Source organism: Limosilactobacillus portuensis (genome assembly GCF_014838735.1).
Taxonomy (GTDB): domain Bacteria; phylum Bacillota; class Bacilli; order Lactobacillales; family Lactobacillaceae; genus Limosilactobacillus; species Limosilactobacillus portuensis.
Genome location: NZ_JABUXQ010000022.1, coordinates 25,141 through 36,898, shown reverse-complemented (window position 1 = coordinate 36,898; position 11,758 = coordinate 25,141). Strand labels below are relative to the sequence as shown.

Genomic DNA, 11,758 nt, shown 5'->3' with positions numbered 1-11,758 from the left:
AAAATAGTGGTGCCCATTAAGGTCCTTCTTTCTAATGGAATGTTGTGGTAACACCATTAAAGACCTTGATGGGTTTTTCTGTCTACTTAAATGTTCAACTTAAATTTTACAATCTGCCTTAGGGAAATATTTAAGTAATTTCTCGACGTGTCCCATCCCGTTCATCGCGGTTAAACAATACTGATCTTTGAAGAAATGTTTACACCGTTCTAACATATCGTCTAATTGCATCTGCTTCAGTTCAAAGAACACAAAGTCTGCGTCAGTTGCTGTATATTCTTCTGGAGTATAGACGTTAACGGGAACTAGGTGTTTGTTTTGATGCTCACGAGTAACATAAACCCCGCCCTGTTCCTTCATCTTGTCATAATGTGGTTGCCAACCTTCCACAAAGTCAACTTCATTTCCTTGTTCTTGTAACAATACACCAAAGCGGAGACCCATTGCTCCAGCACCAACTACTGTAAACTTCATAATATCCAACTCCCTTTCTCTAGCTCACCAATAAGTCTCAGTAATAAAGCTTTCTTGCTGATCGGTAATTTATAAATAAAAAAGCGCCCAAAGATTGATTAATCAACCTTAAGGACGCTCCTGCGTGTTACCACCTTTTATTCGTTAATAGCTCACACCATTAACCTCAAATGTTCAGTCATAATAACTAAACACGGTAGCGATAATGGGCTACTCCCACCGCAGATTACTAACTTCATCCTGGCACTCAAAGTGATTTTCATTAACATCAGGTTATCCTTTTTCATCAACCAAGGACTCTCTGTAAACATGATCCTAACTACTCTTCTTGTCAACGTGTTTTATAATTATAATTTAATTGTGTTTTAATTTAACTCGTCGATCATTAATTGTCAATATTCTTTTTAAATCTTTAATTTAATATGTTCATTCGGTGTAGTAGTTCAGTTAATAAATCGATTAAACTTAATTTTTAAAATAATAAAGATTAGTTATTGACATCAAAATGAGAATATTCTAATATAATGACAATCAAATTTACAAATTGCATTGAAAAGATGAGTAGTCTTAGAAATTCAGCACAGAGAGTTGCGTTAGATGAGAAGCAATCTGGAGGACTTTGACGAAGATGGTCTTGGAGCACTTACGAACGATGAGCTATATTTAGTTAGTTGTTCACGATTGACGACCGATAAAACGTCTAGGTTTACCTTCGGGTGTACCTACTGAGGATTAGGTTGTGAGACCTGATCAAAATAGGGTGGTAACACGTTATTTCTGACTGATTGAAATTGACGTCCCTAGGAAAAGTTAAACTGCTTTTCCTAGGGGCTTTTTATTTGCTCTTATTTCCTGAACTTATCTGAAAAAGAAAGGATGTATTCAATATGACTCAATTTACAACTCGCACTACTTCACCATTCCGTTATGATATTGTTGGTAGTTTTCTTCGTCCACAAAAGCTAAAGGAAGCTCGTAATGATTTTGCTCAAGGAAAGATTAATCAAGAACAACTCACAGAAGTCGAAAATCAATGTATTACCGAACTAGTCAATAAGGAAGCAGCAGCCGGCTTAAACGCTGTTACAGATGGTGAATTCCGGCGAAGCTATTGGCACCTTGATACTTTCTGGGGATTCGCGGGAATTAAGCATACAACTCAGGAACACGGTTATCTTTTCCACGATGAGGAAACCCGTAATGACTCTGCACAAGTTGCTGGGAAGATTTCCTTCAAACCAGGTCATCCTGATGTTGAAGCATTTAAATTTCTGAAGAGTCTTACGGATGGTAAAGACGTCACTCCTCGACAAAGTATTCCAGCACCGGCTCAATTCTATGCCGAATTAGTTCGTGGTGATGAAAACATTGCTGCTTTACGGAAGTACTACCCTACCGATGATGAACTCTTCCATGATATTGCAAAAGCCTACCACGATTTAATTCTGGCACTCTATGATGCAGGTTGTCGCGATGTTAAGATTGATGATTGTACTTGGGGAATGGTTGTCGATGATGAATTCTGGGCAACAATGGCCAAAGCTGGTTTTGACCGGGAAGCACTCGAAAATACCTACCTTAAGTTAAATAATGATGCGATCGCGGACCTTCCAGATGATCTAACCGTCACTACTCATATTTGTCGTGGAAATTACCACTCAACTTGGGCTGCTAAAGGTGGTTATGGACCAGTAGCTGATCACCTTTTTGCAAAGGAAAATGTTCAAGCCTTCTACCTCGAATATGACTCTGACCGTGCTGGGAGCTTTGAACCATTAGTAAAGGTTCCTGATGACAAGTATGTCGTTCTTGGCTTGGTAACCTCTAAGAGTGGCGACCTCGAAGATCCCCAAACAATTATTGACCGAATCAAGGAAGCCGCTGAATTCCATCCCCTCGACCATCTTTGCTTAAGTACCCAATGTGGTTTTGCCTCAACTGAAGAAGGAAACATCTTAACCGAGGAGCAAGAATGGGCAAAGATTAAGCTTGTTAAAGAGATTGCAGAACAGATTTGGGGTTAGGAGAGTGCGAAGCCGTCAGCCTATAACATCAACTCCAGAATTATTTTAAAAAATTAAATCCCTGACAATCGTTAGCTCTAATGATTGTCAGGGATTTTCATTTTCTATTTCTATACCAACTTACCAACAACAGGTAAATCTTTTAATACCTTATCTCCATGAGGCGACTCATTATACAAAACATCTGTTAGATCCTGACCGGCCTCATTACCGTGGTGTTTACCACCCTTCCAAGCAGCCTTATTCGAGACATCATAAACTGTTCCAGAAATGGCAACATATGCTGGTTGACCATTTTGTCCATTAAACTTTGCTAATTCTTCGCGAGTAAAAGTCTTTTCTGCCATTAGCTACTGCCTCCTTAGTCAACAAATCTAATTATTTCATTCTCTAATTTGACTATAACACTATCAGGTCTTAAGCACTAATGTTTCGCTTCTGAACTGCCACACCACCAAACACCTTTAAAAAAATTTAAGCTGTTATAATAAAGATAATGGTTTGAAAGGAGGTCGCCCATGAAGAAGTTCTTATTGCCGATTTTAGTTAGCATGATGACATTTCTCATTACTATAACTATTACAGATAAACCCGTCCAAGCAATGTCGCAAAAGTCATTAAATAACCGCGTCTACCTTGTTACTTTTATCAATTCAAATGGTTACACAACCGCGCATCAATATGTCTTCTTTACTACTAATGGTAAATCTGCTTACGTTAATGTAACCGATACTGATCAATCAGGTAAACCAGTAATTACCAAAGATTCCACGAAAGAAGAAAAGGCTGCCCCACGAACAATTAATCGCTATCTCGCTGACCGGATAATCCTTAACAAAGCCACTAGCAAGAAATATTACAAAATTAAGAACGATAAGGTCACAATCGATAATGGACTAATAACAAAGAAGTCATCCGGAAAAATTGAAAAGGGTGGTAACCTTGAGAAATTCACCGTTAATTTCCCTGATGGCACTCAAAAATACGACCGTGTTTTATTCCAGATGGCCCAAAAAGACTATCAATATCGATAATTTTACCCAATTCTAAAATAAGGCATCAATGATCTTTTTTTACAGAAGGTCATTGATGCCTTATTTTATTTAACTATCAGCATTAGTTATTTTCATTAAAGCCAATTTGGCTTATCGCCGTCAGTATTAGGTTTATTAACACCGAAATCCTTACGAGCATATGGAGCTGGATCAGCAATAATTTTTGCTACAAAATTACCAATTGACTTTCGTGAAACCTCAGTCCCTTTAAACGCTTCTCCTCGTTCTGTTGTCTCGTAATCAACCTCATCCTTATTTGTTAACCATGCCGGACGAATAATTGTGTAATCAAGATCAGAAGCAGAAATAACATCAGCTGCACTGCGGTAAGTTCCAAGGTAACTATCCTTTTGACCACCACCTAATTCAGCATTGTTCCACTCACCGAACTTACCAGGAACTTCATCATAGATCCCAATTGAGGAAATCCAAACAAGCTGCTTTACTCCATATTTATCCATTGCCTTAACAATATTTTCAGCTTGCTGTTTAATCTCAGGGTTCCGCAAATTAGCGTAAACAACATCTGCTTGTGACACAGCAGCATTTAACTCATCCATCTTCAAGGTATCGCCCTTGATAACCTTTTCTCGACCTTCATCTACATTCTTTAAATGTTGCGGGTGACGAGTGAAAAGCAATAGTTCCGCATCACTATTCTTTAATAACGCGTTAATAGCGTGTTGAGCGATTTGGCCAGTTGCGCCTAAAATTAGTACTTGCTTTGTCATTTTATCTTCCTCCTAACCTTTGTTCACTTTTAAGTATAAGGAGATTTGAGCTTATTAAAAGTAAGCACTTCTGTGTAAGATAGTTACCCTCAAGTAACATTTACTTGGCAGTCAATCAAAGGCGGTATTTAAATTTTTTTACTAATCCAGACTAATTGATCCTTCCCCACTCTTGTAGCCCTTCAATTACTGGCTTAAGCTTTTTACCACGTTCCGTTAACGAATACTCTGTTTTAGGTGGAACTACCGGATAAACTGTTTTACTAATTAGGCCATCATGCTCCAGTTCTTTTAACTGTAACGCTAGCATTCGCCGTGAACACTCAGGGATTAGCTTCTGCAGTTCGTTAAACCGACATTGGGGATGTTCTAAGAGACGAAAAATAATTACACTTTTCCATTTCCCTGAAATTTGTTTTAAGGTGGTTTCGATCGGACAATCTTCAACTTGTTTAGTCATCACTTTATCCCTCCTTTAATAATTACTAGGTGAAATAAAATTCCCCTCTTGTGTCATCAATCAATTATACTTATTATTAGTAAGTAATCAAACAATGAACGGAGGAATTACTTATGGAATCAGCATTTAACCAATTAACTGCCCAACGGCGTTCAATCTACGCTCTCGGTGATCAGCTAACTAACTCCCCAGAGGAAATTTATGATCTAATTATAACGGCAATCAAAAATTCGCCAACCGCCTTTAACAGCCAAACTGTTCGGGCTGTCGTCCTATTTGGCAAGTCTTCAGATAAAGTTTGGGACATTGTCGAAGCAGCATTAAAGGAAGTTGTCAAGGATCCACAGGCATTCGCCAAAACCCAACAAAAGATTGCTAGTTTTCGGGCTGGCTTCGGGACCATTTTATTCTTAACCGAAACTGATACTGTTCATGAATTGGAGAAACAATTCCCAGCTTATGCAGACAACTTTGCCGACTGGGCAGAACAAGGAATCGGTGGCGCTCAGCAAGCCGTTTGGACTGCTCTTGCTGAACAACAGATCGGGGCTAGTCTTCAACACTACAACCCACTGATTGATGATGCAATTCACCAAGCATTCGACCTTCCTGATAGTTGGCAGCTTCGTGCTGAAATGCCATTCGGCTCAATCGAAGCATCCGCTGGCAATAAGGATTTTCTCAATGATGGTGAGAAATTTAAATTAATCAAGTAATATAATTAATTCTCTCTTTAGCGGTTTCATAATATAATGAAATTACTGGAGGGAGGATTTTTTTTATGGCTAAACAGGTAAAAATGTTTAATACGGGTGCTGATTATGCTCTTTCCCTAATTGGTGGCAAATGGAAGCCGGTTATCCTCTACCTACTTGCTGGTCATCCCCGACGCACTGGCGAATTAGTTAAGCAATTGGGAACATCACATAAAGTATTGAGTGACCAGCTTCGTGAACTTGGCGATGCCGGTATAATCGCCCGAAAAAGCTATAATACCATCCCGCCCCACGTTGAATATCGACTAACTGATGAAGGGGAAAACCTTTATGCTGCTCTTCGATATTTAAATTACTGGGGTGAGCAACAAGTTAGTAATAAACAAGACGTTAAAATTATGTGTACAGACAAAATGAAGGAGCTTGGCGAAGATGGCCTGTGTGTAATTACCAAGCAACACCTTCATCACTGGAAGCAAGAAATTGTTAAAAAGTAATCAATAAAAACAGCGGAAGTTCTAACAACTGGAGCTTCCGCTGTTTTACGATAGTTCACCTAATCTCGATCGTAAATTAGATGAACGCCACCATCACCTAGCTTTTTCGTTTGGGTAACATGGAAGCGTTGATTAACAAATTTCCCTAACGTGTCAAAGGTTCCCTTCTTCTTTGAATCACCTGAAATATACGGAGCGATTACTAACGAAATCTGATCCACTAATCCAGCCTTGAGAAAGGCCCCATTAATTAACGCGCCGCCACCCAGAACCATTGTTTTAATATCAAAATATTTTTTCAGTTTAACCAATGATTCGGCAAAGTTGATCTCTCGTTCACCACAAACTAAGTACGGGATTTCCATTGATTGGAGAAAGGCAAGGTAGTTTTGGGAGGCTTGCTTAGTAATAACTTCAATCGCCCGGTTTTTCCTTCCGGCATACGGAAAGTAATTTTTCTCCCAGCCAGCTCTTCCACGACGATCGTAACTAACATCCCAAGTTGCTGATTTAATTTCGCTTGGTACCCAATCACGGTATTCTATCCGTTGACCATCATATTTACTTAGGTCCGGCTTCCCCTTAGCAGCATACATTACGATCGTATTACTCCCGTTAGCATTGGCACTGCCAAGTTTGAATAGTTGATCGTCGTAATAGTCACCAGAAATTTTATCTCCCGGCAACCCATCCCAATCACCATCAATTTTACCGTCAATTGACATGTACATATGAATAATAACTTTTGCTCGATCCATTGCCGTCCACTTCCTTTATAACCAGTTTACTCCTGTTAAACATCATTTAAAACGGCCAATGTTTCATATGAAACACTGACCGTTATTTATTATCCATTGAATTTTTTTAAGTTCTTCCAGGCAATTACCCCTGCCAGTACTCCAGCAAACAAACCAACAAGTATGGATACAATAATCACATTAACGATCAGTGCGTAGCTCCATTTGACTGAATAACTCTGGTAAATAATTATTAAACCAATACATTCAATCAAGGAAAAAACAATTCCTGTAATAATACCACGTCTAATGGCTATTTTTCGTTTTTCTTTCAGTTCGCCCGAATCAACCTCATTTACTAACACTTTCTGCCGGATAGCAATAATGTAAAAATACCAGGTAACAATAATAAATAAGGCAAATAAACTAATAATTGCGAACCAAAAGGCTATCTGGTAGGTAGTAACTAATGCCAAGAGAACCGCGATACATAGTAAAACTGGCGTAACTAAAGTTAAGATTAAATAAGCTGAATTACCAAGGTGATCTAGTTGCTTTTCTTGGTATTCATCAATTGGGCCACTGATTCCGTATGAAAATTTAAGAAGACTATTACGTAGTTTTTCTTTTGTCATTTTGATTCCTCCCAAAAAAGTGAGTTTAGATCTGTTTTTAATGCAATTGCTAACTTCCGACATAATTCCAGTGATGGGTTATACTTATCACTTTCAATTAAACTAATTGTTTGGCGCGCGACCCCGATCTCTTTTGCCAATTCAAATTGTGATAATTGTTGCTTCTTCCTAAATTGACGGACGCGATTCAATAATTACTCACTCCTCCTAATTGTCATATATAAATGACATTTGTTGGTATTATCTTACTAAGGTCATTCTGCTTTGTCAACTATATATGACAAAAAATAGACTGGTGAGGAAATTATCTTTTTCTCACCAGTCATTACTAGCCTTTCAGCATTAAATAATTCAATTGTAGAAATTAATGATTACCGACCGCACTATTCAACTTTCGCCGATTGAAGAAGTAAATCAAAAGGATTAATGGTACGGTAATGAGCATTACTGGATAGAACCATTTTACCGGCATCGTACTATCAATAATCCCACCAAGAACTGGGCCAAGCGTCATCCCAATATCTAACCCTAAAAAGAAAGTTGAGCTAGCCAATCCCCGTTCATCATCTGGTGCAAGCATCATTGCCGTAGACTGACAAACCGAATAAATTAGACCATAACCAAAGGCCATCCCCGCAGCTGCCAATGCCATTTCAATGTTAGTTTTCATGATCGTTAGCATAATTAAGTAGAAAACTGTTGCTACTGTACTAGTAACTAGCCAGGGACCAAAACGGACCGTATCAAATTGGTTTCTTAGAAAGAGCCGAATTGCTAGTAAAACCACTGCGTAAATCAAGAAGTACGAACCAATAGCAATCGGTAAATGACGTTGTTCAGTATAAGCAACAATGTCCGCTTGGGTTGCAAAGTATGGAATTGCAAATAATGCCGTTAATGCCGCAACTGATAACGAATCACGTTGAATAATCTTAATATGAAGTTTCTTTTTCTTTCCTGATTGTGATTGAGGAACTGGTTTCGGTTTAGCCCGGTTACTAACAAACTGAACTGTAATTACCACCATTAGCGCTGATAAGGCCGAAATAACGATGGCATCCCGATAACCAATTATCCGGTAAAGGTTAATTGACACTGCTGGAGCAAAGGCCATTGCCAAAGCGTTCATCAGGCCATAAAAACTCATTGCTTCCCCAACATGGTTAAATGGAACCAGGTACGAGAGCCAGGTAGTCATACACACAGTGCAAAGGACGTATCCCAGACCATTAATCAACCGGAAGAATAATAGCAAGCCACTATTAGGCGTAATTACATATCCCATTACCCCAAGGAAACACAACGCGCCGCCAATGAATGATAGTGAATACTTCGAAAAGTGGTCGGTCAAGTTCCCCGCAATCGGTCTGAGGAACATTGCGACAATACTCATCATCCCCACAATAATTCCGGCAAACGCACTTGAAGCTCCTAGTTCTTGTGCATAACCGTTAATTAACGGGTTACAGTACATATTACTAAAGATGAAGAAAAACGATGCTGCCATTACCAGGACAACATCCTTTGTGAAGATCGATTCTTTTTTCTGCTTTACCACGATTTAACCAACTTCTTTCTCTCTAAACTTCTCTTATAGCAATAATCATACCGCAAACGATAGTTAATTTTTTAAAGAAAAATAAATCGCCAATGAGTTTTCTCATTAAGCGATTCATTCAGTAGCAAATTATCTTTTATTATTTTTAATGTACTAGAGCTAAAGTTCCACTGCCACATAGTAGAAACGTGTTCGCCAGGAACTTGCTAGAGTTAGCGGTTCTAATGTAACAAAGTCTAGATCGGCTCGCCGCGACCGCCACCTCCGTCTAACGGTTCTATGCAACTGAGCTAAGATCGGTTCGCCCTAACCTTCCTCGAGTTAACGACCTCCGACTCCGACGGCAAGACGCCGTTCGTCGGAGAAATCGTTAGCCACCGGAAGGTCTCTCTTTTCTACTGCAACGAATCCCAAGCAGTCAGGGTGACAGGTTTGCTGTCGGCGAGCTTCTTTAAGTCGTCGCTAAGGTATTTCTTGTTGATTACCGCTTCGTAAGTATACTCTTCAAACCAGTCTTGAGTCATTACAAAGTAGCCGTTATCACCGTTATCCTTGCCCCAACTGTTTTCGATCTTCCACCGGTTTGGTTCGCCATTTTGAAGGTTAAACCCAGTTAATGTCATGGCGTGAGATACCATTGCCTGCTTCGATTCAAGGCGATCCTTCTTATCCATTACGAAATCAACATCTAACAATTGAGCACGTTGGAACAGCTTAGCGTCCATCAATCCCCGTTTCCGGTCCATTTGTTGAAGAACATCATTACCAACCCAAACGGTCTCGCCCGCCTTCAATTGTTTCATCGCTGTTTCTTGAAGGTCCTTAAATGGAACATTCACAAACTTAATTGGGATTCCCCCAGCAACGCTGTCTTGAGTTGGCATTGCATAAACCTTGTTATATTCGTGATCAGGTGCGTTAGTGATTACAACATAATCATTCAGGTTAGTGTCAAAGTATTCACGATAGAACTTCAGTGGCGTAAGACCAAGAACTTGGTGGAACTTCTTATCATCGTCACGGAATTCGAGATCGAACTTTGTCGGTGGTTCACCAAAGGAGTAGGCAGCAACCTTATAAACATCAGCCATCATCCGTTGTTGTGCTTCTGCTAATTCCTTTTCGTTTGCACCATCATTAACCATGTGCCGTAATTCTAATGCATCTTTCCGCATTAAGTAATTCATTACTTCAGCAACATCACTAGTATCACGAGTATTATGTGTATCAGGCATTACATATTCTGGAACAACCCCGTACTTCTCAATGATTGAGGCCGCATTAGCCCATTGACCACCATCATTCAAGGCAAAGCTCAAGTAAAAGTCAACAGTCCGGTCATGAAGAGGCTTCTTTGCGGTTTTAATAATCTTTTGGAAGTACATGTTTGCTCGTTCAATCCGGTCCCAGAAAAATAGGTAGTTTTGGGAAAGTTCAAAGTCCTTAAAATTATACTTCTTAGCAAACTTATGTCGCATCGTATTCAGGGTCGCAAATGACCAGCATCGACCACTATGCCGTTGGTTACTTGGCTTCCCCGTTTTGATCTCATAAGAAAACGCTCTGTGAAGACGTTGGCTAGCAGTTGGGTCCTCACTAGCGTTTTTGATCCCATTCTTTTGAATCGCACGTGCAATTACTTCCGCATCTTCTCGCGTATGAAAAACTTTTTGATATTTCCTAACCATTTCTGTGGTTAAATGCTTTTCTTCTGTCACGATAATCCCTTCTTTTACTAATCTTTTCGGCGACTATTACTCTTTAATCATAACTCACTTTTTCGTTAACCTCTATTAATTGCCCCAGAAGTGTTATCGCTTCCTTGAATTAAACCAAACCGTTAAAATTAAAATAGTAATATCAAAGGAGGAATTACCATGAGTAAAGTATTTATTGCTGGTGGTTCAGGGCGGGTCGCCACTGAACTAATTAAAGATCTTGTTAAAGATGGTAATGAAGTAGTTGCTGGTTCTCGTAACCCAGAAAAGATCATTAAGCTTGATGGTGTTTCCGCACTCAAGCTTGATCTTCACGCAGAAGTTGACGAGATTGCTAAGCTTATGGATGGGTGCGACGTAGTTTACTTCGTTGCTGGCTCCAGAGGAAAAGATCTTCTCCAGACAGACGCATTTGGTGCCGTCAAGACAATGATGGCTGCCGAGCGAGACGGCATTGAACGTTACATCATGCTAAGTTCAATGTATGCTCTTCAACCGCAGATGTGGTCTAAGTATAAGGCCCTAGCTGCAATTACCGACTATAATATTGCCAAGTTCTTTGCGGACAACTACTTGATCCACAACACTAATTTAGCCTACACAATTGTCCAACCTGCTACCCTTACCGATGAGCCAGGAACAGGAATGGTCACACTGGGTGAAGGTGATGATACCACTAACCCAATCCCAGACGTCGCAAAGGTTCTTGCTGATACGCTCAAATATAAGAATACGATCGGCCATATTATCATGATGCGTTCAGGAAAAACTCCAATCGAGGACGCCTTGAGTAACATCGGTGATCCTGTTGCTTACAATGATGCTGGCTTGGCTGACTAAGTTTCTAAAAAGTTGTTTTAAGATAAAAATGTTAAGGTCGGGGAAAAATTGTTTTCTCGGCCTTAATTTATTATCAACCTTTTAGGGTTAACCATAATCTAATTGCGGCTAATAAATTCTCACCGTCCTCCAAAATTGGTATATCAACATTTGAACTAAAAATAACAAATTCTTTGGCAGTAATAAATATAATTGGTATAGTTTTATCGCCAGCTGATATAAAATATTTAATAAATCGGAGTGATAGTTGTGTTAGATAAGATTAAGTACCCAAACCCTCAAATGATTAGGACTAGCTGGCTAGATCTTAACG

Annotated in this window: 13 protein-coding genes, 1 pseudogene and 1 other annotated feature; of the genes and pseudogenes, 5 read left to right on the top strand and 9 right to left on the bottom strand. The window is 39.5% G+C overall.

The genetic code is table 11. The features are described from left to right. Positions 1–117 precede the first annotated feature (117 nt). Positions 118–474: pseudogene (locus HUK49_RS08035) on the bottom strand (ketopantoate reductase family protein); the annotation flags it as partial. A 107-nt stretch (positions 475–581) separates the two neighbouring features. Then, positions 582–818, bottom strand: a binding site (T-box leader). Positions 819–1,361: 543 nt separating this feature from the next. Between HUK49_RS08035 and HUK49_RS08030 the strand changes: the two are divergent. Further along, positions 1,362–2,498 (top strand): 5-methyltetrahydropteroyltriglutamate--homocysteine S-methyltransferase, encoded by a 1,137-nt coding sequence (locus HUK49_RS08030; RefSeq protein WP_191913327.1) that lies wholly within the window; start codon positions 1,362–1,364, stop codon positions 2,496–2,498. 110 nt (positions 2,499–2,608) lie between these two features. Here HUK49_RS08030 and HUK49_RS08025 read toward each other — a convergent pair whose 3' ends face one another. Then, the gene (locus HUK49_RS08025) at positions 2,609–2,845 is read right to left on the bottom strand and encodes a cytochrome b5 domain-containing protein (protein WP_003716370.1); all 237 of its coding nucleotides are present in this window, start codon (positions 2,843–2,845) and stop codon (positions 2,609–2,611) included. Positions 2,846–3,016: 171 nt separating this feature from the next. Here HUK49_RS08025 and HUK49_RS08020 point away from each other — a divergent pair, with 171 nt between their 5' ends. After that, a complete protein-coding gene (locus HUK49_RS08020) occupies positions 3,017–3,532 on the top strand; it encodes a hypothetical protein (RefSeq protein ID WP_191913326.1) in 516 nt (171 codons plus the stop codon). 95 nt (positions 3,533–3,627) lie between these two features. On the opposite strand, the gene HUK49_RS08015 is transcribed toward HUK49_RS08020, so the two are convergent. Then, entirely contained in the window at positions 3,628–4,284 is a 657-nt protein-coding gene (locus tag HUK49_RS08015; RefSeq protein WP_191913325.1) for an SDR family oxidoreductase, read from the bottom strand. Between the two features lie 151 nt (positions 4,285–4,435). Beyond that, on the bottom strand, positions 4,436–4,744 hold the full coding sequence (locus HUK49_RS08010) for a winged helix-turn-helix transcriptional regulator (protein WP_191913324.1): 309 nt from the start codon (positions 4,742–4,744) through the stop codon (positions 4,436–4,438). A gap of 113 nt (positions 4,745–4,857) precedes the next feature. On the opposite strand from HUK49_RS08010, the gene HUK49_RS08005 reads away from it, so the two are divergent. Beyond that, positions 4,858–5,460: a nitroreductase family protein gene (locus HUK49_RS08005; protein WP_191913323.1), complete on the top strand. Its 603-nt coding sequence runs from the start codon at positions 4,858–4,860 to the stop codon at positions 5,458–5,460. Between the two features lie 65 nt (positions 5,461–5,525). Further along, on the top strand, positions 5,526–5,957 hold the full coding sequence (locus HUK49_RS08000) for a winged helix-turn-helix transcriptional regulator (RefSeq protein ID WP_191913322.1): 432 nt from the start codon (positions 5,526–5,528) through the stop codon (positions 5,955–5,957). A gap of 59 nt (positions 5,958–6,016) precedes the next feature. Here HUK49_RS08000 and HUK49_RS07995 read toward each other — a convergent pair whose 3' ends face one another. From HUK49_RS07995 to HUK49_RS07975, 5 genes are all read right to left on the bottom strand, one after another. Further along, on the bottom strand, positions 6,017–6,715 hold the full coding sequence (locus tag HUK49_RS07995; protein ID WP_191913321.1) for a dihydrofolate reductase family protein: 699 nt from the start codon (positions 6,713–6,715) through the stop codon (positions 6,017–6,019). A gap of 89 nt (positions 6,716–6,804) precedes the next feature. Then, positions 6,805–7,329 (bottom strand): DUF3278 domain-containing protein, encoded by a 525-nt coding sequence (locus HUK49_RS07990; protein ID WP_191913320.1) that lies wholly within the window; start codon positions 7,327–7,329, stop codon positions 6,805–6,807. Next, on the bottom strand, positions 7,326–7,520 hold the full coding sequence (locus HUK49_RS07985; protein ID WP_003716362.1) for a helix-turn-helix transcriptional regulator: 195 nt from the start codon (positions 7,518–7,520) through the stop codon (positions 7,326–7,328). The genes HUK49_RS07990 and HUK49_RS07985 overlap by 4 nt, the downstream gene beginning before the upstream one ends. A gap of 173 nt (positions 7,521–7,693) precedes the next feature. Then, on the bottom strand, positions 7,694–8,836 hold the full coding sequence (locus HUK49_RS07980) for an MFS transporter (protein WP_191913330.1): 1,143 nt from the start codon (positions 8,834–8,836) through the stop codon (positions 7,694–7,696). 446 nt (positions 8,837–9,282) lie between these two features. Beyond that, a complete protein-coding gene (locus HUK49_RS07975) occupies positions 9,283–10,605 on the bottom strand; it encodes a C1 family peptidase (protein WP_191913319.1) in 1,323 nt (440 codons plus the stop codon). A 159-nt stretch (positions 10,606–10,764) separates the two neighbouring features. Between HUK49_RS07975 and HUK49_RS07970 the strand changes: the two genes are divergently transcribed. Next, the gene (locus tag HUK49_RS07970; RefSeq protein ID WP_191913318.1) at positions 10,765–11,445 is read left to right on the top strand and encodes an NAD(P)H-binding protein; all 681 of its coding nucleotides are present in this window, start codon (positions 10,765–10,767) and stop codon (positions 11,443–11,445) included. Positions 11,446–11,758 lie beyond the last annotated feature (313 nt).

What these genes read in the sequence shown, in the direction of transcription:
- HUK49_RS08030 (WP_191913327.1), top strand. Translation starts at nt 1,362, where the DNA reads ATGACTCAATTTACAACTCGCACTACTTCACCATTCCGTTATGATATT.
- HUK49_RS08025 (WP_003716370.1), bottom strand. Translation starts at nt 2,845, where the DNA reads ATGGCAGAAAAGACTTTTACTCGCGAAGAATTAGCAAAGTTTAATGGA.
- HUK49_RS08020 (WP_191913326.1), top strand. Translation starts at nt 3,017, where the DNA reads ATGAAGAAGTTCTTATTGCCGATTTTAGTTAGCATGATGACATTTCTC.
- HUK49_RS08015 (WP_191913325.1), bottom strand. Translation starts at nt 4,284, where the DNA reads ATGACAAAGCAAGTACTAATTTTAGGCGCAACTGGCCAAATCGCTCAA.
- HUK49_RS08010 (WP_191913324.1), bottom strand. Translation starts at nt 4,744, where the DNA reads ATGACTAAACAAGTTGAAGATTGTCCGATCGAAACCACCTTAAAACAA.
- HUK49_RS08005 (WP_191913323.1), top strand. Translation starts at nt 4,858, where the DNA reads ATGGAATCAGCATTTAACCAATTAACTGCCCAACGGCGTTCAATCTAC.
- HUK49_RS08000 (WP_191913322.1), top strand. Translation starts at nt 5,526, where the DNA reads ATGGCTAAACAGGTAAAAATGTTTAATACGGGTGCTGATTATGCTCTT.
- HUK49_RS07995 (WP_191913321.1), bottom strand. Translation starts at nt 6,715, where the DNA reads ATGGATCGAGCAAAAGTTATTATTCATATGTACATGTCAATTGACGGT.
- HUK49_RS07990 (WP_191913320.1), bottom strand. Translation starts at nt 7,329, where the DNA reads ATGACAAAAGAAAAACTACGTAATAGTCTTCTTAAATTTTCATACGGA.
- HUK49_RS07980 (WP_191913330.1), bottom strand. Translation starts at nt 8,836, where the DNA reads ATGGCAGCATCGTTTTTCTTCATCTTTAGTAATATGTACTGTAACCCG.
- HUK49_RS07970 (WP_191913318.1), top strand. Translation starts at nt 10,765, where the DNA reads ATGAGTAAAGTATTTATTGCTGGTGGTTCAGGGCGGGTCGCCACTGAA.